The sequence below is a fragment of the Lysobacter sp. 5GHs7-4 genome, from assembly GCF_021284765.1.
GTDB lineage: Bacteria > Pseudomonadota > Gammaproteobacteria > Xanthomonadales > Xanthomonadaceae > Lysobacter.
Genome location: NZ_CP089924.1, coordinates 642,614 through 664,866 on the forward strand (window position 1 = coordinate 642,614; position 22,253 = coordinate 664,866).

19 protein-coding genes are annotated in these 22,253 nt (G+C 69.4%); 15 read left to right on the forward strand and 4 right to left on the reverse strand.

Translation table 11 applies throughout. The features are described 5' to 3' along the window. Window positions 1–147: 147 nt before the first annotated feature. A complete protein-coding gene (locus LVB77_RS02655) occupies window positions 148–1,515 on the forward strand; it encodes a glycosyltransferase (protein ID WP_232908679.1) in 1,368 nt (455 codons plus the stop codon). 141 nt (window positions 1,516–1,656) lie between these two features. Here the strand turns inward: LVB77_RS02655 and LVB77_RS02660 are convergent, their stop codons facing one another. Next, the gene (locus LVB77_RS02660; protein ID WP_232908680.1) at window positions 1,657–2,625 is read right to left on the reverse strand and encodes a LysR family transcriptional regulator; all 969 of its coding nucleotides are present in this window, start codon (window positions 2,623–2,625) and stop codon (window positions 1,657–1,659) included. A 121-nt stretch (window positions 2,626–2,746) separates the two neighbouring features. Here LVB77_RS02660 and aceB point away from each other — a divergent pair, with 121 nt between their 5' ends. The 4 genes from aceB to LVB77_RS02680 all read left to right on the forward strand — a co-directional run bounded on the left by aceB (window position 2,747) and on the right by LVB77_RS02680 (window position 9,814). Beyond that, window positions 2,747–4,357 (forward strand): malate synthase A, encoded by a 1,611-nt coding sequence (gene aceB / locus LVB77_RS02665; protein WP_232908681.1) that lies wholly within the window; start codon window positions 2,747–2,749, stop codon window positions 4,355–4,357. Window positions 4,358–4,564: 207 nt separating this feature from the next. Further along, window positions 4,565–5,863: an isocitrate lyase gene (aceA, locus tag LVB77_RS02670; RefSeq protein WP_232908682.1), complete on the forward strand. Its 1,299-nt coding sequence runs from the start codon at window positions 4,565–4,567 to the stop codon at window positions 5,861–5,863. 261 nt (window positions 5,864–6,124) lie between these two features. After that, complete coding sequence (locus LVB77_RS02675) at window positions 6,125–7,147, forward strand: diguanylate cyclase (protein WP_232908683.1); 1,023 nt, start codon at window positions 6,125–6,127, stop codon at window positions 7,145–7,147. Window positions 7,148–7,177: 30 nt separating this feature from the next. Next, window positions 7,178–9,814, forward strand: coding sequence for a putative peptide modification system cyclase (locus LVB77_RS02680; RefSeq protein ID WP_232908684.1), 2,637 nt, complete (start codon window positions 7,178–7,180; stop codon window positions 9,812–9,814). On the opposite strand, the gene LVB77_RS02685 is transcribed toward LVB77_RS02680, so the two are convergent. Next, window positions 9,766–10,092 (reverse strand): NHLP-related RiPP peptide, encoded by a 327-nt coding sequence (locus LVB77_RS02685; protein ID WP_232908685.1) that lies wholly within the window; start codon window positions 10,090–10,092, stop codon window positions 9,766–9,768. The two genes, LVB77_RS02680 and LVB77_RS02685, sit on opposite strands and share 49 nt — an antisense overlap. Before the next feature lie 112 nt (window positions 10,093–10,204). On the opposite strand from LVB77_RS02685, the gene LVB77_RS02690 reads away from it, so the two are divergent. The 6 genes from LVB77_RS02690 (at window position 10,205) to LVB77_RS02715 (ending at window position 14,183) form a co-directional block, all read left to right on the forward strand. Then, window positions 10,205–11,368 carry a putative peptide maturation dehydrogenase gene (locus tag LVB77_RS02690; RefSeq protein WP_232908686.1) on the forward strand — a complete coding sequence of 388 codons (1,164 nt, stop codon included), beginning with the start codon at window positions 10,205–10,207 and terminating at the stop codon, window positions 11,366–11,368. 343 nt (window positions 11,369–11,711) lie between these two features. After that, the gene (locus LVB77_RS02695) at window positions 11,712–12,158 is read left to right on the forward strand and encodes a hypothetical protein (RefSeq protein WP_232908687.1); all 447 of its coding nucleotides are present in this window, start codon (window positions 11,712–11,714) and stop codon (window positions 12,156–12,158) included. A 21-nt stretch (window positions 12,159–12,179) separates the two neighbouring features. Then, window positions 12,180–12,419, forward strand: a complete 240-nt coding sequence (locus tag LVB77_RS02700; protein WP_232908688.1) for a hypothetical protein — start codon at window positions 12,180–12,182, stop codon at window positions 12,417–12,419. Between the two features lie 36 nt (window positions 12,420–12,455). Next, window positions 12,456–12,923 (forward strand): hypothetical protein, encoded by a 468-nt coding sequence (locus tag LVB77_RS02705; RefSeq protein ID WP_232908689.1) that lies wholly within the window; start codon window positions 12,456–12,458, stop codon window positions 12,921–12,923. Between the two features lie 143 nt (window positions 12,924–13,066). Next, window positions 13,067–13,525 (forward strand): hypothetical protein, encoded by a 459-nt coding sequence (locus tag LVB77_RS02710; RefSeq protein WP_232908690.1) that lies wholly within the window; start codon window positions 13,067–13,069, stop codon window positions 13,523–13,525. Window positions 13,526–13,727: 202 nt separating this feature from the next. After that, entirely contained in the window at window positions 13,728–14,183 is a 456-nt protein-coding gene (locus LVB77_RS02715) for a hypothetical protein (RefSeq protein WP_232908691.1), read from the forward strand. A gap of 103 nt (window positions 14,184–14,286) precedes the next feature. Here LVB77_RS02715 and LVB77_RS02720 read toward each other — a convergent pair whose 3' ends face one another. Both LVB77_RS02720 and LVB77_RS02725 read right to left on the reverse strand, forming a co-directional pair. After that, window positions 14,287–15,801 (reverse strand): YifB family Mg chelatase-like AAA ATPase, encoded by a 1,515-nt coding sequence (locus LVB77_RS02720; RefSeq protein ID WP_232908692.1) that lies wholly within the window; start codon window positions 15,799–15,801, stop codon window positions 14,287–14,289. A gap of 9 nt (window positions 15,802–15,810) precedes the next feature. Further along, the gene (locus tag LVB77_RS02725; RefSeq protein ID WP_056176850.1) at window positions 15,811–16,077 is read right to left on the reverse strand and encodes an accessory factor UbiK family protein; all 267 of its coding nucleotides are present in this window, start codon (window positions 16,075–16,077) and stop codon (window positions 15,811–15,813) included. A 275-nt stretch (window positions 16,078–16,352) separates the two neighbouring features. Here LVB77_RS02725 and LVB77_RS02730 point away from each other — a divergent pair, with 275 nt between their 5' ends. From LVB77_RS02730 to LVB77_RS02745, 4 genes are all read left to right on the forward strand, one after another. After that, complete coding sequence (locus LVB77_RS02730; RefSeq protein ID WP_056176848.1) at window positions 16,353–16,691, forward strand: P-II family nitrogen regulator; 339 nt, start codon at window positions 16,353–16,355, stop codon at window positions 16,689–16,691. 935 nt (window positions 16,692–17,626) lie between these two features. Next, complete coding sequence (locus LVB77_RS02735) at window positions 17,627–17,773, forward strand: class III lanthipeptide (protein WP_232908693.1); 147 nt, start codon at window positions 17,627–17,629, stop codon at window positions 17,771–17,773. A 97-nt stretch (window positions 17,774–17,870) separates the two neighbouring features. Further along, window positions 17,871–20,543, forward strand: coding sequence for a class III lanthionine synthetase LanKC (lanKC, locus tag LVB77_RS02740; RefSeq protein WP_232908694.1), 2,673 nt, complete (start codon window positions 17,871–17,873; stop codon window positions 20,541–20,543). After that, window positions 20,540–22,144, forward strand: coding sequence for an ABC transporter ATP-binding protein (locus tag LVB77_RS02745; RefSeq protein WP_232908695.1), 1,605 nt, complete (start codon window positions 20,540–20,542; stop codon window positions 22,142–22,144). The genes lanKC and LVB77_RS02745 overlap by 4 nt, the downstream gene beginning before the upstream one ends. Window positions 22,145–22,253: the final 109 nt, after the last annotated feature.

The window sequence follows — 22,253 nt, forward strand, 5'->3', positions numbered from 1 at the left end:
GTCGCGGGGGGTGGCGCAGGTTCCCGGTTCGGAGCAGGAGGTCGGTCGTGCCGGGCAGGATGTCCTTGAAACACGTGGCGGAGTCCACGATCGCCGCACCTGCGGAGCTGTCGGATAGGGTCGGCGCCTGCCGGCGGGAGGTCGGTCGTGCCCGCGTTGCCCTGGTTCGCGCTTAGTCCCAACGGCCTGCTCAGCGCGGTCGGCCTGTGGCGGGGCGCCGAGGAAACCGTGCCCACGCCGGTCGAGGACTGGCGCCAGGCGGTGGTCGACGTGGTCATCACCGCGCGCCGCCAGCAGCACGACATCGCCCACTGCCTGGCCGCGTTGCTGGCGCAGACGCTGCAGCCGCGCAGCGTGGTGCTGGTGGACGACGGCGGCACCGAGCGCGACGGCACCGCCGCGATCGCGCGCGAGTTCGCCGCCGCCAACGGCTTGTCGCTGCGCGTGATCGAGCGCATGTGGTCGATCGGGCGTGCGCCCACGATCAAGCGCCAGGCGCGCGAGTCCGACGCCGATGTCGAGTTCGTGCTCGACGGCGACACGCTGCTGCATTCGGCCGACTACATCGAACGCTGCGTGCGCGAGCTGTACGAAGGCGTCGGCATCGCCAGCGTCTGCGGCGTGGTCCAGCCGATGCGCGGCGAGCACCGGCGCGCGCTGGAGCGGTCGCCGGCGTTCCAGCGCTGGCTGCACGGCGAGGCCTATCGCGATCCGCGCGCGCGCCGCGGGGGCGTGCGGCGCAGTCTGCAGTGGCTGGGCGACGTCTATCGCGAAACCAGCTGCCTGCTGCAGCAACGCTTCATCAACCGCGGCCAGATGGCCCTGTTCGGCGGCGTGGTGGTGCCGCGCGGCAATGCCATCGCGTATCGGCGGCGTTACATCAAGGACTTGTTCGATCGTTACGAGCCGGTGTGCGGCGATCAGCTCGACGAAGCCGAGGACGTGTTCATCGCCCTGGCGCTGGCGCAGCAGGGCTACCGCAACGTGCAGCTGTCCGAGGCGCTGGCGCATGCCGAGCAGCTGCCGCTGGACCGGTTGCCGCGGCAGAGCTTCCGTCAGGCCGGCGCGTTCTTTCGCGGTTGCCGCGAGTTCAACGCCTTGCTGCTGACGCCGTTCAAGGCCTGGCGGCGCTGGCTGCGGCCGCGCGCGCCAGCCGGCGGCGAGCAACGGCGCGTGCGCGAGGCCTACCGGCAGCCGTTCGGCGAACGCCTCACCCACGAGTACGGGCGCCCGATCGGCTGGGCGCTGTTCCTGATGGCGCTGGAGCGGCTGGCCTATCCGTTGCTGCTGTTGTGGCTGGCGTTCGCCGGCCATTGGCTGTGGCTGGGCGCGATCGTGCTGGCGGAAATCGCGGCCACCGCGCTGGTGCTGGCCGCGGTCACGCGCGCGGCGCGCGCGCCCACCATCGGCAAGGCCTTGCTGGTGGCGCCGGTGCGCTACGCGATGGCGTTCGTGGACCTGGCCGCGGCGGCGGTGTTTCTGCCGCAGCGGTTTCGCGCGCCGAAGCGGCGCTGAGGCGTTCGTCGCCGGATCGTCTCGCTCATCGGTGCAGGGCGTTGGTGCGGTTGTCACCGCACCCTACGGCATTCGCGACACGCACCCGTAGGATGCGGTGAGCCGCAGGCGAACCGCATCGTCGCGCCACCCCGCGCGCGCTTATCGATCCGACTGCCCGGTCGCGTAGTAATCGCCGCGGAAAAACAGATCCGGCTGGATCAGCTCGGTGAACGCTCTGGCTTGCGGGGACAGGTACTTGCCCTTGCGCACCACCACGCCGTAGCTGCGCGAGGGGAAGTAATCGGCCAGCGAGCGCGCCGCCAGCCGCGTGCGGTCGGCGTCGGTCAGGCAGATCGCGGTGACGATGCTGATGCCCAGGCCCATGGCCACGTACTGCTTGATGACCTCCCAGCCGCCGACCTCCAGCGCCACCGTGTAGGGCACGCGGTTCTGCTGGAACACCAGGTCGACCATGCGGTAGGTGGTCAAGCGCTGCGGCGGCAGGATCAGGCCGTAGGGCGAGAGATCCTGCAGGCTCAGATCGGGCTTGCGCGCCAACGGATGATCGCGCGGCGCGATCAGCATCGGTTCGAAGCGGTACACCGGCGCGTAGCTGAGGTCGCCGGGCACGTCCAGCATCGAGCCCACCGCCAGGTCCACGCCGTCGGAGCGCAGCAGGTCCAGGCCGCTGGCGCCGGTGACGTTGTGCAGGGTCAGGCGCACGTCGGGGTGGGCGGCGCGGAAGGCTTCGACGATCTTGGGCAGCAGGTAGAGGATGGTCGAGCTGCCGGCGGCGACGTGCAACTCGCCCGCGTCCAGCCCGCGCACGCGCTCGCGGAAGGCGCCGTCCAGGCCGTCCAGGCCCTCGACCAGGGGCCGGGCCAGTTCGTACAGCTCCTGGCCTTCGCGGGTCAGGCTGAGCCGGCGCCCACTGCGCTCGAGCAGGCGCACGCCCAGGTCGCGCTCCAGCGCCTGCAGCTGCAGGGTCACCGCCGGCTGGCTCAGGTACAGCGCCTCGGCGGCGCGTGAGACCGAGCCCAGTCGGGCGGTCTGGCAGAACGCCCGCAGCGGCTTCAGGCGGTCGCCTTTGTAAGCAAAACGGGGGCTGGCGGGGCGCCTGGCGGTCACTTTCGAGACATATATAAGTTTTTCAAATGATATGCATTGAAAAAACTTGATTGTCAAATACTAGACGCCGGCGCATGGTCGGAGCCCTAACGAAACACGCTACAGGCGTAGGAGCACGGGCATGTCGGCAGTGATGCAGCAGCGGCAGGAGTCGAACGGGATCGAGCTGACCGCCACCCTGGCCGGTCAGGAGCAGTTGCTGACGCCGGCCGCGCTGGCCTTCCTGGCCGACCTGCACCGCCGCTACGAACCCGCGCGCCAGGCCCGCCTGGCCGCGCGCCGCGAGCGCCAGGCCTGGTTCGACGCCGGTCACCTGCCGGACTTCCGCGCCGACACCGCCGCGATCCGCAACGGCCAGTGGCGCGTCGCCGCGCTGCCCGCCGCCCTGCTGGACCGCCGCGTCGAGATCACCGGGCCGGTCGATCCCAAGATGGTCATCAACGCCCTCAACTCGGGCGCCAAGGTCTTCATGGCCGACTTCGAGGACAGCACCGCGCCGACCTGGGCCAACCTGCTGACCGGCCAGCGCGCGCTGAAGAAGGCCGTCGCCGGCACCCTGGACTGGATGGCGCAGGACGGCTGCAAGCACTACACCCTCAAGCCCTACGAGCAACAGGCGGTGCTGATGGTGCGCCCGCGCGGCTGGCACCTGGACGAGAAGCACCTGCTGATCGACGGCGCGCCGATCGCCGGCAGCCTGTTCGATCTGGGCCTGTTCGCGTTCCACAACGCGCAGGCGCTCGCGGCCAAGGACCGCGGCCCCTACTTCTACCTGCCCAAGCTGCAGTCGATGGAAGAGGCGCAGCTGTGGAACGAAGTGCTGGATCGCGTCGAGCAGGCGCTGGGCCTGGAGGCGGGGCAGATCAAGGTCACCGTGCTGATCGAGACCCTGCCGGCGGTGTTCGAGATGGACGAGATCCTGCATGCGCTGCGCACGCGCATCGCCGGCCTCAACTGCGGCCGCTGGGATTACGTGTTCTCCTACCTCAAGACCTTCCGCGCGCACCGCGACAAGGTCCTGCCCGAACGCGGCCAAGTGACGATGCTGCAGCCGTTCCTGCGCGCGTACTCGGAACTGCTGATCCAGACCTGCCACAAGCGCGGCGCGCACGCGATGGGCGGCATGGCCGCGCAGATTCCGATCAGCGGCGACGAGGCCGCCAACGAGGCCGCGCTGGCCAAGGTGCGCGCCGACAAGTTGCGCGAGGTCACCGCCGGCCACGACGGCACCTGGGTCGCGCATCCGGCGCTGATCCCGCTGGCGATGCGCATCTTCGACGAGCGCATGCCCGGCCCGCACCAGCAGCACGTGCTGCGCGACGACGTGCTGGTGATCCGCGACGACTTGATCAAGCCCTCGTTGGGCACGATCACGCGCGCCGGTTTCGAGGGCAACGTCGAGGTCTGCGTGCGTTACCTCGCGGCCTGGCTGGACGGCAACGGCTGCGTGCCGATCCATTGGCTGATGGAGGACGCGGCCACCGCCGAGATCGCGCGCACCCAGCTGTGGCAGTGGCTGCACGCGTCGGGCCTGCACCTGGACGACGGCACGCCGGTCGATTTCGCCCTGCTCGAGCGCGCCCTGATCGGCCTGCCCAGCAAGCTCGCCGAGCGCATGAAGCTGCCCGGCGGCGAGCGCCTGGGCGAGGCGATCGCGATGCTCGACCAGCTCACCCATGCCGACACGCTGGAAGAGTTCCTGACCCTGCCGGCTTACGAACGCATCGACTGACCCGCGTCGCGGCTTCGGTGATTCCTGTGGGAGCGACGTAAGTCGCGATTTCCTCCACATACCGAAGATCTGGCGCGTGCGGAGCGAATCGCGACTTACGTCGCTCCCACAGAAAGCCTCATCTGCCGTCGCAGCAACGCCTCACTCCATCCACCGCAACACGCCCACACCCCACGTCGTTACGACCCACACGCAAGGAACGAAGTCATGAGCCAGACCCTGCCGACCGCCGAGCAACTCCGCAACGACTGGGCCAGCAATCCGCGCTGGGCCGGCATCACCCGTCCGTATTCGGCCGAAGACGTGGTGCGGCTGCGCGGCACGGTGCCGGTCGAGCACAGCATCGCCAAGCTCGGCGCGGCCAAGCTGTGGAACTCGCTCAACACCGAAGACTTCGTCAACGCGCTGGGCGCGCTGACCGGCAACCAGGCCATGCAGCAGGTCAAGGCCGGCCTCAAGGCGATCTACCTGTCGGGCTGGCAGGTCGCCGCCGACGCCAACATCGCCGGCGAGATGTACCCCGACCAGTCGTTGTACCCGGCCAACTCGGTGCCGCAGGTCGTGCGCCGCATCAACAACACCCTGCTGCGCGCCGATCAGATCCAGTGCGCGGAAGGTACCGGCGACATCGACTTCCTGCAGCCGATCGTGGCCGACGCCGAGGCCGGCTTCGGCGGCGTGCTCAACGCCTTCGAACTGATGAAGGGCATGATCGAGGCCGGCGCCTCGGGCGTGCACTTCGAGGACCAGCTGGCCTCGGTCAAGAAGTGCGGCCACATGGGCGGCAAGGTGCTGGTGCCCACGCGCGAAGCGGTCGAGAAGCTGGTCGCCGCGCGCCTGGCCGCCGACGTGATGGGCGTGCCGACCCTGATCGTGGCGCGCACCGACGCCGAGGCCGCCGACCTGCTCACCGCCGACATCGATCCCAACGATCAGCCCTTCACCACCGGCGAGCGCACCAACGAGGGCTTCTACAAGACCCGCAACGGCCTGGACCAGGCGATCAGCCGCGGCTTGGCCTACGCGCCCTACGCCGACCTGGTGTGGTGCGAGACCGGCAAGCCGGACCTGGAGTTCGCGCGCAAGTTCGCCGAGGCCATCCACGCCAAGTTCCCGGGCAAGCTGCTGGCCTACAACTGCTCGCCCAGCTTCAACTGGAAGAAGAACCTGGACGACGCCACGATCGCCAAGTTCCAGAAGGAGATCGCCGGCTACGGCTACAAGTTCCAGTTCATCACCCTGGCCGGCTTCCACAGCCTGAACTACGGCATGTTCAACCTCGCCCACGGCTACGCGCGCCGGCAGATGAGCGCCTTCGTCGAGCTGCAGGAGGCCGAGTTCGCCGCCGCCGAGAAGGGCTTCACCGCGGTCAAGCACCAGCGCGAGGTCGGCACCGGCTACTTCGATGCGGTCACCCAGACCATCCAGGGTGGCCAGTCCTCGACCGTCGCGCTCAAGGGCTCGACCGAGGAGGAACAGTTCCAGCACGACAAGGTCGCCGCCTGAATGCGGCCCCGCGGCGCGACCGGCGAGGGGGCCGGGCGCGCCGTGGCGGCGGCTGCGGGCCGCCACCGCGAACCGGGCGAACGGCGCCCGGTCCGCGCCGTCCGTCGTCCGCCTGAACCGGCGCGATGCCGATGCCGATGACCGACTTCCGCCGACCGGGGCGTTTGCTATTCAGGCGAGGTGCTATCCTGCTTCTCCAGCCTCTGAAGGAGCCGGGGATCCGGGGGTCGTGGGATGAATCGCGATGGTGCTGCGCCGAGCATGACGGGCGGTCAGTTCAATTCGGATCCGATCGCGGCGCCTAACGAAGCGGCGACGGCAGCGCTTAGCCAAGCGGAATTCGAACTGTTCGCCGAACTCGGCCGCCCGCGTCACGTCGAGGCCGGTCAAGTGCTGTTCCGCCGCGGCGAACTGGGCACCACCATGTTCGTGGTCGCGCGCGGCGCGATCGATCTGGATTTCGGCGACGACCTGGTCACCAAGCGCCTGGGCCCGCGCGAATTCTTCGGCGAACTCGGCCTGCTGATCGGCGACCACGCGCGCAGCGCCGACGCCATCGCCGCCAGCGCCGGTGCGCTGATCGAACTGCGCCACGAGGAATTCCAGCGCCTAGTCGACCGTAACGCCGGCCTGGTCTGCCACTTCCTGCGCCGCGCGATCATGCGCGTGGTGCTCAACGAGCAAGGCCTGATCCGGCGGCTGCGCCGTCGCAACCAGGATCTGGAGGCCGCGCTCGACAGCCTGTACGCGACCACCCACCAGCTCAACCAGACCGAAGAGCTGATCCGCACCGACGAGCTCACCGGCTTGTACAACCGCCGCGGCCTGACCCTGCACCTGCAGGAAGCGCGCACGCGCGGCATGCCGCAGACCCTGGGCCTGGTGCTGGTGGACTGCGACCGCTTCAAGCAGGTCAACGACGATCACGGCCACCTGGCCGGCGACCGCGTGCTGCAGAGCATCGCCGCGATCATGCGCTCGGTGGCCGGGCCCGACGACATCGCCTGCCGCCTCGGCGGCGACGAATTCTGCCTGCTGGTCTCGGCCGCGCACGCGCACGACGTGATGCGCTTCGCCGAGTTCATCGTCGCCACCGCGCAGAACCTGATGCTGATGCCGCAGTCGCCGCCGACCATCTGTCCGGTCAGCGTCGGCGCCTGCATGGTCGACCCGCGCGCGGACTGGAACGACTGGTACGCGCGCGCCGACGAAGCGCTGTACCAAGCCAAGCGCAAGGGCGGTAACCGCGTGCATTGGCAAGACGCGGCACTGGAACCGGTTTGACCGGGACACGCGAACAAGGATGCCCTCGCGATGAACGACGCCCATAGGCCCCATCCGGAAGCGCCGCAGCTGCGCACCCTGCTGCTGACCGACCTGTGCGATTCGACCACCCTGGTCGAGCGCCTGGGCGACGGCCCGGCGGCCGAGCTGTTCCGCGAGCACGACCGCCTGGTGCTGCAATTGCAGCAGCAATGGCGCGGCCGCCTGATCGATCGTTCCGACGGCCTGCTGCTGCTGTTCGAACGCCCGATCGACGGCCTGGGTTTCGCCCTGGATTACGAGCGCGGCCTGCGCGAGATCGGACGCGAGCGCAAGCAGACCCTGTTGGCGCGCGCCGGCCTGCACGTGGGCGAAGTGCTGACCTGGCGCAACAGCGACGAGGCGGTCAAGGTCGGCGCCAAGCCGCTGGAAGTCGAAGGCCTGGCCAAGCCCATGGCCGGGCGATTGATGGCGATGGCGCGACCGGGCCAGATCCTGCTGTCGGCGGTGGCCGAGCCGCTGGCGCACCGCGCCGCGCGCGAACTCGGCGAGCGCGGCCAACAACTGCTGTGGAAGTCCTACGGCCGCTGGCGCTTCAAAGGCGTGCCCGACGCGCAGGAAATCTACGAGGTCGGCGAGCCCGGCATCGCGCCGCTGCGCGCGCCGCCGAATTCGCCCAAGGCCTGGCGCGACGTGCCGCTGTGGCGGCGCCCGGCCGCGCTGGCGGCGGAGGTCGCGGTGCTGGCGGTGATCGGCGTGGGCGTGTGGTTCGTGACCAAGCCGCAGCCGGCGATCGCCTTCAACGAGCGCGACTGGGTGGTGGTCGGCGACCTGCGCAACCTCACCGGTCAGAGCGTGCTGGACGATTCGCTGGAGCAGGCGTTCCGCATCAGCCTGGAGCAGTCGCGCTACGTCAACGTGCTGTCGGACCTGAAGGCGCGCGACACCCTGGCGCGCATGCAGCGCAAGCCCGACACCTTCCTGGACCGCACCGTCGCCTCCGAAATCGCGCTGCGCGACGGCGCGCGCGCGGTGATCCTGCCGACCGTGGCCGAAGTCGGCGGGCGCGTGCGGGTGAGCGCGGAAGTCATCGACCCGCACACCCAGACCACGGTCTACGCCGAGTCCGTCGACGGCGTCGGCGCCGGCTCGGCGCTGTCCTCGATCGACCAGGTCACCGCCAGCCTGCGCAACAAGCTGGGCGAAGCGCTGAAGTCGATCGACAACGACTCCGCGCCGCTGCCGCAGGTGACCACCAAGAACCTCGACGCGCTGCGCGCCTACGCGCTGGGCACCAAGGCCTACGCCAAGCGCCAGTTCCCCGAGGCGCTGCAGTACTTCCAGCGCGCGCTGGAGCTGGACCCGAACTTCGCCCTCGCCCACATGGGCGTGATGCGCGTGTACGTGAGCAACGCCGACAACGCCGCCGCCAAGCCCTCGCTGACCCGCGCGCTGGCGCTGCGCGAGCACCTGCCCGCGCGCGACGCGCTGTACCTGGATGCGTGGGCGGCCGAGTTCGGTCCGCAGCCCTCGCGGCGCGCGGCGCCGAAGTGGAAGCTGCTGGCCGGCCTGTACCCCGATTACTACGCCGGCCAGAGCCGGCTGGCCTGGTTCGATTTCACCTCCGGCCGCTACGACGCCGCCCTGCGCGGCGCGCAGGCGTTCTCGGCGCCGCAGAATGCGCTGCGCGACATCGCCATGGAGCTCAAGGGCCGCGTCTACCTGGCGCAGGAGCGTCCGGCGCAGGCGCTGGAAAGCTTCAAGCAGGCCGAAACCGCCGGCCAGTACCCGCCCACGCGCCGCCACGCCGCCGCGCTGGCGACCCTGCGCCGCTATCCCGAGGCGGAAAAGATCCTCGCCGCGCTGCCCGCCAACGACCGCAGCCTGGGCGCGCTGGTCAACGAGTTCGAACGCATCTCGATCCCGCTGGACCAGGGCCGCCTGAGCGACGCGCAGCGCAGCGCCGACCGCGCCGCGGCGGCCGCCAGCGGCGCCAATCCGCTGCTGCGCTACCCGTTCGCGATTGCCGACTACTGGACCGACCTGCTGCGCGATCCCAAGTCGGTGCCGCCGGCCAAGATCGCTGCGCTGGCCGACGCCATCGTCGCCGACGCCGCCAACCCGGCCGGCGAAGCCGATCGCGACGACCTGCTGGTGATGGCCCTGGCCGCGGTGCGGCTGGGCCAGCGCGCCGGCGACCGCGCCATCGGCGAACGCCTGCTGCCCAAGCTGAGCACGATGACCGAAGAGTCCGGCCATGCCGGCGCGATCAAGCTGCTGAGCGTGGCCAAGGCCGAGCAGCTGCGCCTGTCGGGCAAGCCGGCCGAAGCGGCTTCGTTGCTGGCGCGCGAAATCGACGGCACCGAGCCGTTCCAGCTGCGCGTCGCCCTGCGCGATGCGCTGCGCGATGCCGGCAAGGCCGAGGAAGCGCTGAAGCAGGACCGTTGGCTGGCCGCGCACCGCGGCCTGGCCTATATCGAGCCCTTGGGCGGCCAGGCCCTGCAGGCGATGAGCGTGGCCGACGCCAGCCTGGCGCCGCTGGACGCGGCCGAACGTTTGCTGGGTCTGGGTCGTCCGGACGAAGCGCGACGGGAAGCCGAGGCCTTCCGCCGCGCCTGGACGAGCGAGACCTTGCCGCCTTACTTGGCGCGCAGGCTGGACGCGACGCTGCCCGCTTCGAAGCAGTGAACCACGGTGTGGGTGTCTTGCGACGTCAGGTAGCTGCGTAGCTCATCCCGGGACGCCTGGATTTCTTCCTTCGGGGCGATGTTCGCCACCATCATGCAGCTCGAATCCGACAGCGCGGCCTTGGTTTGCGCCGGCGCCAGACCGACCCGTCCCAGTGCCGCGGCCGGATCCTGAACGAACAGCTCGCGGAAATGATCGTCGTTGCCGAGCTTGTCGAGCAGCTTGTCGGCGACCTTCGGATCCAGAGGCGGATGCCCCTTGGTGTTGTCGTTGCCCATCGGTACTCCCCCTAGCAGAGCCTGTTGCGGCCCCGATAGGCGACGAATCTATCCTTGTCGCACGTAGGGGACAACCTCAAACTCCTTAAAAAATGCAGCGCGGGAGTGGAATATGCAGGTGAGGCGTTGCGCGGTGGTGTTCATGGAGCCGCGCGAGGAGGTCGGTTTCGATCTGCGATCCCTGCTGGCCGGCGGCGCCGGACTGCGCCGGCAGCGGCGCTGGCTGGCGCTGGCGCCGCACCTGGACGGCGAAATCGAGATCGACGCCGACGAGCGCGAACTGTTGGGGCAGCTCAGTCCTGGCGAATGGAGCGCGGCGGATGCCTGGCCCGCGAGCACGACGCAACGCCTGCTCGAGGTCGGCCTGTTGATCGGCGACGCGCCCGCGCACGCGCACCACCGCGAACGCGACCAACGCCTGCGCGACGGCCATTGGTGGCCGGCCGCGGCGATGCTTCATCGGCTGGCGCGCTGGGACGGCGTGGACGGCGTGGCCGACATGGAAGCCAAGGAGCTGACCACCGTGTCGGGCCTGCGCGACAAGCTGGGCGCGCCGCCGCCGCCGGTGCACGAACGCGTGCCGGCCGCGCAACGCATCGGCCTGCCGGAAATCGCGCCGGGCGAATTCGACGCACTGCTCGCGCGCCGCGCCACCTGCCGCAACTTCGACCGCGAACGCGCGCTGCCGCGTGAGCTGTTCGCGCACATGCTGGTGCGCAGCTTCGCCGCCCAGGCCCAGCTGCAGACCCACGACGACGCGGCCTTCCTCAAGAAGCATTCGCCGTCGGCCGGCGGCCTGCACGCGACCGAGGCCTACCTGATCGTGCAGCGCGTCGAGGGCGTCGCGCCCGGGCTGTACCACTACCACCCGGTCGCCCACGCGCTGGAACCGCTGCCGTCGCCGCCGGACCTGGGCGCGTTCGCGTTGGCCGCGGTGGCCGGCCAGCATTGGTTCGCCGACGCGCCGGTGCTGGCGGTGCTGGCGCCGCGCTACGCGCGCTGTTTCTGGAAGTACCGCCATCACGCCAAGGCCTACCGCGCGCTGGTGCTGGACAGCGGCCACCTCTCGCAGACCCTGTACCTGAGCGCGACCGAGCTGGGCCTGGGCGCGTTCGTCACCTGCGCCATCAACGAGGTCGACATCGAACGCGGCTTCGCCTTGGACCCGCTGGAGGAGGGGCCGCTGGCGGTGTGCGGCTTCGGCTGGCGCGCCGCCGACCTGCGCACGGCCGAGTTCGACCCCGGCGGCGCGGTGTGGGCGCCGGCCGCGGGCTAGTCCGCGACGCCGAAGCCCGTCCTTGTATGAATGGGGTGCCGGCGGACCTCGGCCGTCCGTCCTGCCCGGCCCCGGCGCCACGCGCGCGGGGCCGCCAGGCGGCCACGGTTCGGCGCAGGGCGGGCACGGCTGATCGCAATGGGGCGGGATCGTGCAAGGGCCGCCGGTCCGTCCGCAGGCCGGGGTGTTCTGCGCTCAAGTGATTGTTGCCATTGACTTTATTTCCCCGCTCTGCGGCCGGCAGCGGCGCCGATCGCGCGCCCGGGATTGGTTGAAGGTCACATTTCGCGGGCGTAACGTCGGGCATCCGCAATCCGGCTGTCCGCACTCCAGGAGTCGAACTATGAAGTTCCGCGTTTGGGCCTTGTCGCTGTTGCTGGTGGCCCCTGTCACGTTCGCGTCGGTCGATCGCGGCGTGCTGCAGTTCGAATCGATCCGCTCCCAGCAGACCGAAATCCGCAGCGCCGTGCAGGCCGCCAGCGGCCGCTACCGGGAAATGTCGGCCAACACGCGCGGCGAGCTGTTGGCCAAGCAGGACCACCTGTTCCAGCTGATGCAGGGCAAGCAGTCGACCCAGGAGCTCAACGAAGAGCAGAAGACCGACGTCTTCAACACCCTGGAATGGATCGAGGCTGCGATCAACAAGGCCGACGACGAGCGCATGGTCTGCGAACGCCGCCCGGTGCTGGGCAGCACGCGCAAGGAGCGCGTGTGCAAGACCGTCGGTCAGTTGCGCGCTGAGCGCGAATCGGCCCGCGAACGCATGCAAAACGGCGACGTGCGCCAGTAACGCCTGGCGGGCTCGGCGCGCATGCCGCGCGTCGAGCCCGCTAGGAGGCGCATCGTGAAAATGTCGCTTGTATGGACGCCGGCGCTCATGCCGTGCGTCGCCTCCGCCGCTACCGCCAATGTCGGCCTTCTCGGCCAGATCCTGCAGGAACAGCGCCAGATCCGCGCCGCGTCCGAGCGCGCGACCGGCCGGTGCCGCGTCGGCGTCGCGCGCGCGATCCCATCCAGCCATCGACCGCCGCCGTCCTCGCCGTTAGAGTGATCGGGCCCGGAATGGGCGCGGGCTGGAGAGGTGGCGATGCGTTCGTTGGCCATAGGGACCTTGTTGCTGGCGGTACCCGCCGCGGCCGCGCGCGAGCGCGCGTCGGCACCGCCGCCGTTGCCGATCGTGGCGATCGTCGAACAGCAAAAGCAGATCCGCGCCGACGACATCGCGCGCCGCGGCCGTTACGGCCAGCTGCCGCTGGCCACCCGCGCCGAGCTGATGACCAAGCAAGTGGAAATCCTCAGCCTGGTCGAGGACAAGGCCAGCACCGCCGAGCTGAGCCGGCGCGAGCAGGTGGAAGTGTTCAACCGCCTGGAATGGATCGAGGCCACGGTCAACGACACTGAGGACGAGCGCATGATCTGTCGGATCGAGCGCACCCTGGGCAGCAACCGCATGGTCCGCACCTGTCGCACCGTGGCCGACGAGCGCAAGGAAAAAGAGCGCGCCGGTCGCAGCCTGGACCGTCGCCCGCGTCAGGTCGGCGGGCGGGAAATCTGACGCGTTCCAGCGGGCTGAGATTGTCGACGTATTTTTGGTGCCTTGCGTCGACAAATTTTCCACGAAACTTGCCAATCGACAGAACCCCATGCCGCCGATAGCGTGATCCGGTCCGAATGAGCGGATGCGAAGGGGGCGAGTTCATGCGTGGTTTGTTGTTGCTTGGCGTCTTGTGGCTGGCATCCACGGCTGCAGGCGCGGCCGATGCCGCTGGCCGTCCGCCGTTGGCGATCTCGGATATCACCGCCCAACAAACGCAGATCCGCGAGGATGTGATCGCGCAGCGCGGCCGCTACAAGGACATGCCGGCCGCCACCCGGGCCGACCTGCTGGCCAAGCAGGCCGAGGTGCTGGCGATGGTGGAGGGGAAAACCACCTCCGCCGAGCTCAGTCCGCACGAGCAGGTCGAGGTGTTCAATCGCCTGGAATGGATCGAGGCCGCGATCAACGACGCCGAGGACGAGCGCATGGTGTGTCGGCGCGAGAAAACCATCGGCAGCACGCGGCTGACCCGGGTCTGTCGCACCGCCGCGCAAGAGCGCGAGGCCCGCGACGCGGCCCGCGGGGCCTTGGATCGGGGCGATATTCAGAATCGCCGTTGAGGCCGGATCGGGACGCGACACGCCCGCGCGGGACGGCGCCGGCGCCGTCCGGGCCGATCGGAAACCTGAACGCGCGAGCGCACGGATAAGCGGTGCCCGCAAGCATAAGACGGGCGTACGAACCGTGCCTACAGGCAGTCGACAGCGCCGATTCGGCAAAGTACTTTCGGCAGTCCCAAATCCACGGACCGCTGTAATGTCGATGAAGCATCTAGTTCTGGCCACGGTACTGACCTGCCTGCTCGCGCCCGCGGCGTACGCTTCGGCCGATCGCAAGGCGCTGCAGGCCGAGTCGATTCGCAGCCAGCAGGCGGAGATCCGCGCGGGCGTGGAAGCGCGCACCGGTCGTTACAAGGACTTGCCCGCCGGTACGCGTTCGGAGCTGCTGGCCAAGCAGAGCGAAGTGCTGCGCATGATCGACGGCAAGCAGTCCACCGACGAGCTGGACGAGAACCAGAAGGTCGAAGTGTTCAACGCGCTGGAATGGATCGAGGCCGCGATCAACAAGGCCGACGACGAACGCCTGGTCTGCGAGCGCCGCCCGGTGCTGGGCAGCACGCGCAAGGAGCGCGTGTGCAAGACCGTCGCGCAGATGCGCGACGAGCGCGAAGCCGCGCGCAGGAGCATGGACACGCACGGCGGCATCAAGACCAACTGATACGCCGCGAATGCGGAACCCGACGGGCGGCCAGTGGCCGCCCGTTTTCGTTGCGGCGTTGTCGTGCCGGCGTGGCGCCGCCAGCGCGGCGGTCGCCGTAGCGCTACGCCGCCTGCATCGCCGCGCCTCTGTCCGCACGCCGATAGCCGATCGCCTCGCTCAGGTGCGTGCTGAGGATGCGCGGACTGCCGGCCAGGTCGGCGATGGTGCGCGCGACGCGCAGGATGCGATGGGTGGAGCGTGCCGACAGCTGCAGGGTTTCCACCGCGCGCTCCAGCAGGGCATGGTCGCGATCTTCGAGGCGGCAGGTCGCCGAGGTCTCGGCCTGGGTCATCTGCGCATTGACCTTGCCGGCGCGGCTGCGCTGCAACTCGCGCGCCTGTGCCACGCGCTCGCGCACTTGCGCGCTGGTTTCGTTGGGCGGCGCGTCGGTGCGCAGCTCGGTGGGCATCAGCCGCGGCACTTCGATGTGCAGGTCGATGCGGTCCAGCATCGGGCCGGACACGCGCGCGCGGTAGCGGCGGATCGCGTCGATGCCACAATGGCAGCGGCCGCTGCGGTCGCCGGCCCAGCCGCAGGGGCAGGGATTCATGGCCGCGATCAACTGGAACCGCGCCGGGAACTCGCTGCTGCGCGCGGCACGCGAGATGGTGACCACGCCCGACTCCAGCGGTTCGCGCAGCACTTCCAGGGCGCGCCGGTCCCATTCGGGCAACTCGTCCAGGAACAGCACGCCCTGATGCGCGAGCGAGATTTCGCCGGGACGCGGTTCGGTGCCGCCGCCGACCAGGGCGACCGCGCTGGCGGTGTGGTGCGGCGAGCGGAACGGGCGTTCGCGCCAGCGCGCCGGATCCAGTCCGCGGCCGCTGACCGAGGCGATCGCGGCGGCCTCAAGGGCTTCGTCTTCGTCGGCTTCCGGCAGCAGGCCGGACAGCCGCGTGGCCAGCAGAGTCTTGCCGCTGCCGGGCGGGCCGATCAACAGCAGGTGGTGACCGCCGGCGGCGGCGATCTCCAGCGCGCGGCGCGCTTGGTTCTGGCCGCGCACGTCGGCCAAGTCCGGCCCCGGCGTGCGGACGCTGGGCACGGCGACCGCGGCGGGCAGCGCCTTGCGCGCCGACAGCATGGCGCAGACTTCCAGCAGGGTGCGCGCGGTCATGGCCTCGACGCGGCTGGCCAGCGCGGCCTCGGCGCCGTTGTCGGCGGGCACCACCAGCTTGCGGCCGGCGTCGGCCGCGGCCAGGGCGGCGGGCAGCACGCCGTCGATCGCGCGCAGCTCGCCGGTGAGCGCGAGCTCGCCCAGGAATTCGTACTCGCCCAGCGCCTCCAGCGGAATTTGCCCGCTGGCGGCGAGGATGCCCAGTGCGATCGCGAGGTCGTAGCGGCCGCCGTCCTTGGGCAGGTCGGCCGGCGCCAGGTTGACGGTGATGCGCCGCGCCGGGAACTCGAACTGCGCGCATTGGATCGCCGCGCGCACGCGGTCCTTGGCCTCGCGCACGGCGGCCTCGGGCAGGCCGACGATGGACATGGCCGGTAGGCCGCCGGCCAGATGGACTTCGACCCGAACCGCGGGCGCGCGCACGCCCGTACGCGCACGGCTGTGCGCGATCGCCAGATTCATGGCGGCGGCTCAGTGCTGGGGCGGGGCGGATTGGCCCAGCTGGGCTTCCAGCTCGGCCACGGTGCGCTGCAGTTCGTCCAGTTTTTCGCGCGTGCGCAGCAGCACCGCGCGCTGCACCTCGAACTCCTCGCGCGTGACCAGGTCGAGCTTGGCCAGCCCGCTCTGCAGCACGGCCTTGAAGTTCTGCTGAATTTCCTCGCGGCCGTCGCGCACGCCCGGCGGCAGCAGCGAGCCCAGGCGGCGGGCGAGGTCGTCGATATGGTTCAGGTCGATCATCGGTCGGGACTCTATCCGGGGGACGTGGCCAGCATGGCCTCGTGGCCGGGACGGCGCCGTCGGTGCGGGCCGCGCCGCGCTGTCAGAAAAATCCGACATTGCGGTGAGGCATTACACCACGGTCGTGGTCGTGGACGCGAGGTATCCCATCCTCGAACGCGCCCGGGCGAAGACGGCGTGAATGCCGCCGGGCGCGCGGCCGGCGATGCGGCTCGGCTATGCTGCCGCCCAGACGAGGCGCGCCCAGGGCGCGGATCAGAAACCGGAGAGCGACGATGAAGATGGTCATGGCGGTGATCAAGCCGTTCAAGCTGGACGACGTGCGCGAGGCGCTGGCCGAAGCGGGCGTGGCCGGCATCACCGCCACCGAGGTCAAGGGCTTCGGCCGCCAGAAGGGCCATACCGAGCTCTACCGCGGCGCCGAGTACGTGGTCGACTTCCTGCCCAAGATCAAGCTGGAAGTGGCGGTGACCGACGAACAGGTCGACGGTGTGGTCGAGGCGATCATGAAGGCCGCCGGCACCGGCAAGATCGGCGACGGCAAGATCTTCGTCTGGGACCTGGAGCGCGCCGTGCGCATCCGCACCGGCGAGATGGACGGCGACGCGTTGTAAAGCCGGAGTGCGCGGGACCGACGCGCGGACCTTCGCTGCGCGGCGGCCTGCCTCAGGCCGTCGTCCGAATCTCGGAAACGGTGCTTGCCTGTCGGCCGCTCGCGCCTTCGGGTGCCGCGGCGCCCGATTCCGCCATCGCGTGATTGCCTGTCGCGCCGCCATGAGGTCGTGCGACAGCCGCGTTGTCCTGAGCGACCGATACGCCGCCGCGCGGTAACGACGCCGCGTTACCGCGGCGGCCGCAGCCCGGACGGTTCGCACCTATATATATGGAAGGCGACAGCGATCGCCGCCTCGTGCACAGGCATGCGCGCGCGTGGCGTCGAATGCCAGCTTTCGATTGGCACGACCGCGGGCCAGTCCGCCGCGGCGCCGTGATCCCGTGCGGCAACGCAGAGCCAAGCCATTCAATCACCTGCGCGCGCGCGATCCGGTGCGAGTGCGCGCAGCGATTGCGAGCGTATGCATTTTTCAATCGGCGTTGTGGGCGCGCATCCAGTCGCGATGTTCGTTTTTCTGCGTTCGAAGCGTGGGGAGATCGTCTTCGTTTTACGTACGCGCGCACGAACGCGCGCGCGAGAAATCCGCGTTCGCGCAATGCATCCAACCTTCGGCTGTGAGTTCTCATCTTGCATTGCAACAAGCGCGAACGCGTTCGCGTGCGCATGGTGCGCGGCGAGCGCGCTAGGCGGAATTGCGTGAATGGCGCGATATGTCGCTTGTTTTCAGCGATTTGAGATGCGTGCACGCATTCGCGCGATGCGCGTGTCGATCAACGCGATAAAAATTTTCGTTCACGATCTCTTGACATCGCGAATCCGTCTTCATTAGGTTCCATCGGCCCGCGTAGCGTCGCGCGCGCACACATGGATGCGAAGTGGGCAGGATCCGTCGTCGTCCGACGGCGGAAGTTCAATACACAAGGAGAGTCGAACATGGATATGATCCTGTCTCTGCAGGCGATGGAAGTCGAAACCGATTCCGCCGCCGGCAACAGCGGCGCCAGCGTCAACTGCACCTCGGGCAGCTCGGTGAGCAATCACTGCGGCGGCCAGCAGACGAAGGTCGAAGCCGCGTTCTAATGCGGTCAGGCTGGCATCGGCTCCGCCGGTGCCAGCCCTTTCGCCGGCGAGGATCGCCGGTTGAACGCTCAGCAACTGCACGCGAAAGGACTCGCACATGCTCTACACGCTCGTCGACCGGCGCTTCTTCGAAGACGTAGTCAACCTGGAATGGGAAGACACCTTCCAGCAAGCCGTGAGCGAGGCCCTACCCGAGCACTGGAACGCACGCCGCAACGGCGTCTGGCTGTCGGTGTCCTCGCCGCAGCACGTGTTCCCGCAGCAGGGTTTCAAGATCCATCTTTCCGGCACGCCTGCGTTGGCCAGCCAGATCATCCGCGCCGCCGCGCCGGTTTGTTACGCGCACGACGTGCCGTTCAAGACCGCGCGCGATCCGCGCATGCTGTCGGTGATGGGCTCCAAGCACTACCCGCGCGGCTATGCGGGCAAGCTGATGACGGTGTACCCGGGCGACCAGGACGTCTTCCTGCGCCTGATCGACGCGCTGCACGTGGCCACCGACGGATTCGACGGGCCTTACATCCTGTCGGATCGGCGCTACAAGGACCGCGGCGTCGTCTACTACCGCTATGGCGAAATTCTGTCCAAGTCGCGCCTGACCATCGACGGCGGCAGCGCCAGCGATCTCACCGCGCCGGACGGGCAGCCTTATCGCGAGGAGCGCCTGCCGTACTTCCGCCTGCCGCCGTGGGTGACCGATCCGTTCGCCAACGAGCCGCGCCACCAGGGCGAGCATCTGCTCAACGACCGCTACCAGGTCGAGAAGGCGCTGACGTTCTCCAACGCCGGCGGCGTCTATCGCGCGCTCGATCGCCAGACCGGCGACACCGTGGTGCTGAAGGAGGCGCGCCCGCATACCGCGCACTTCCGCGCCGACTCGGTCGATATCGACGCCATCCATTTGCTCGAACACGAATACAACGTGCTGCGCCGGCTGGACGGCATCCCGGGCGTGGTCGCCGCGATCGAGATGTTCGGCCAGTGGGAACACCGCTACATGGTCGAAAGCCATGTGGTCGGCATGCCGCTGGCGCAGTTCCGCGCGCGCCACGACGTGTCGCTGCTGCCGTTCGACGGCGGCGAGGACACCGCGCGCACCTTCTGCCGCAAGTTCGCCGTCATCGCTTTGCAGCTGATCGACATCCTGCAGGCGATCCATGCGCGCGACGTGATCGTCGCCGATCTGTCGCCCAACAACATCCTGGTCGATCCGGACACGCTGGCGGTGTGCCTGATCGATTTCGAGGGCGCGCACGCGCGCGACGCGGATCTGCCGGAAGCGTTCGCGGCGCAGTGGTCCACGCCGGGCTTCCGCCATCAGCGCCGCCAGCAGGAGCTGAAGCTGAGCACCGCCGACGACTGGTTCGGGCTGGGCATGGTGCTGTACAGCATGATCCTGCCGATGCAGTCGCTGTTCGACCTGGAAAAGCGCAACGTCGATGCGCTGCTGGACTGCCTGAGCGGCGTGGCCTCGCTGCCGGCGCAGGTGCCGCAGGCGATCCGCGCGTTGTGGGAGGCCGAACCGGAGACCGCGCGCGGCGCGTTCGAGCGCATCCGCGCTTACGGCGAACGCGAGGGCGCCGATCCCGAGCGAGTGCCGGCACCGCCCGCCGAGCTGCCCGCGGAAGATCTGCAGGAGCTGCTGCAGGGCATCGACGATTTCATCGACGCGGTCTGCCACCCGCAGCGTCAGGACCAGCTGTGGCCGGGCGATCCGGAGATGTTCAACCGCAATCCGATCAGCCTGGCCTACGGCGCCGGCGGGCCGCTGCTGTACCGGGCCCTGCGCGGGCGCGAGTGCACGCCCGAACAGCGCGCCTGGTTCGACGCCAAGACCGAGCAGCCCGAGCGCCTGCCGCCGGGCCTGTACTCCGGGCTGGCTGGCGCGGCCTGCGTTTACCTGCGCCTGGGCGATCCCGGCCGCGCCCTGCACCTGCTGGAATCGGCCTGCCAGTCGTCCCTGCTGGGCACCGACGCGTCGATCTTCCAGGGCGATGCCGGCGTGGCCATGGCCTGCCTGCAGCTGCACGCGGGCACCGGCGACGAGCGGGCGCTGCAGTGGGCGCACCGCCTCGGCGAGGGCCTGCTCGCGCAGGCGATCACCGACGAGGCCGGCACCCGTTGGCCCTCGCAGATGCAGCGCGGCGAGCACGTGCTGGGCTATGCCTACGGCGGCAGCGGCACCGCCCTGGCCCTGCTGTACCTGGGCCACAGCCTGGGCGACGCGCGCTACATCGACTGCGCGCGCCGGGCCATGGACACCGAGGTGTTGCACGCGATCGCCGGCGACGGCCCGCTGCGCTGGGCGCGCGCCGTCGGCCACAGCACCGACGAGCCCTACTGGCTGCACGGCGGCAGCGGCGTGGGCACGGCCCTTATCCGCTTCGCCGTCCTGTGCCAGGATGAGGGCTACGGACGATGGGCGCGGCAGGCGGCCGAAGGCTGCTACTGCCGATTCACGGTACTACCGGGCCAGGTCGAAGGAATGAGCGGCATCGGCGAATTCATGCTGGATATGCACCAGTTGACCGGTGAGGCGGTGTACTTGGCGCGCGCGAACGCGCTGGCGCACAGCATCGGCCACTACCGCGTGCACGGGCAGCGCAGCATCGCGTTCCCGGGGCGCGGCCTGCTGCGGCTGAGCTGCGACCACGCCTACGGCGCCGCCGGCGTCGGCAGCTTCCTGCATCGTCTGCGCCACGGCGGCGAACGCCTGTTGCACGACCTGCCGCTGCTGCGCGCCAAACGCGCCGACGGACCGCGCCCATGATCGTGCCGCCGCGCGTACGCACGCTGCTGGTCGCGCTGTTCCGCCAACACGGACGCGTGATGCTGGTGCTGCTGGCGTTCGCCACGCTGCAGACCGTGGTGTCCACCGCCGGCGATCCCTTGCTGATGAAATGGCTGATCGACAGCCTGGACGGCGGCAACCTGCGCCTGTTCATCACCATCGGCTGCAGCGCGGTGGCGTTCTACACCGCCACGCGCGTACTGGACTACGTCTACGTCATCATCAAGACGCGGGTACGGCTGGCGGTGATGAGCGGCAACATGCGCAACTCGGCGCAGTTGTATTTCCGTCAGCCTTACGACGACATCCGCAAGCACGACAACGGCTACTACCACGGCCGCATTCTCGACGAGTCCAAGGAAATGGCCGGCGTGCTGGACACGGCCATCGACATCTACCGCGCCATCGTCGGATTCGTCAGCGCGCTGGCGGTCTGTCTGTGGCTGTCCTGGCAGCTGGCGCTGGCGATCAGCCTGATCGTGCCGCTGCTGCTGTATCTGGCGCGCCGTTACAGCAAGCGCATCTCGCAATCCAGCGCGGAAGTGCAGGAAACCGAGGCGCAGCTGCGCGATACGCTGGGCCAGCTGATCGGCAGCTACCGCCAGGTCAACACCGTGCCCGGCGTGCAGTTGCCGCACCGCGCGCTGGACGCGTCGTTGCAGCACAACGTCGATGCGCGCATGCGCGTGGCGCGGCATTCGTCGCTGTTCCAGATGGCCAGCGGCATCTCGCTGTCCTACGCCGAGATGGCCGTGCTGCTGGCCGCGGGCGTGGCGGTGATGGCCAAGCGCATCACCGTGGGCGGGCTTTTCAGTTTCATGAGCGCGTACTGGCGCGCGGTCAACGCGATCCAGCGCCTGATCGATCTGGCGCCGCAGCTCGCGCGGCTGGACGGCGTGGCCCAGCGCCTGGAAGAGTTCGCCCAGGCTGCGATCGCGCCGATGGACGAAGCGGCGGCCGCGCGGCCGCACGGTCCGGTGCGTTTCGACGGCGTCGATCTCGACATCGGCGAGCGCCGCCTGATTTCGAACCTCAGCCTCACCCTGCAGCGCGGCCAGCGCCTGCTGATCGTCGGCGCCAACGGCAGCGGCAAGTCGACCCTGATCGACATGCTGTGCGGCTTCCGCGCGCCGCGCAGCGGCATCGTCTCGCTGCCGCCGCGCGGCGCGATCAGCTGCCAGTTCACCGAAGCCGGCTTCTTCCCCGGCAGCGTGCGCGACAACCTGGAAGCCATGGCCGGCGAGCGCGTCGACGAATGGCTGCAGCGTTGCGACCTGGACACGGTGGCCGAACAGCAGCCGTACCTGCTGTCGGCCGGTCAGCAGCGCAAGCTGCAGATCGCGATGGCGCTGGCGCGCGAGGTCGACTACTACGTGTTCGACGAGCCGCTGGCCAACCTCGACGACGAGAGCCGTGGACGCTTCTTTTCGATGATCCTGCGCCATACCCAGGGCAAGACCCTGGTGGCGGTGATGCACGGCGACATCGAGCTGGCGCGGCATTTCGACCAGATCCTGGATTTGAACCGGCACGCGGCGCCGATGGTGCTGGCGCCGGACGTCGACGCGGCGGTGGCCTAGGCGATGTCGCGCATCGCGCCGCCGTTGCGCCGTTGGTCGCCGGGCGAGGGCATGCGCGCCCCGACGGGCCGCGCAATGAAAGGGGCGATGCGCTCGCCCGCGTACGTGG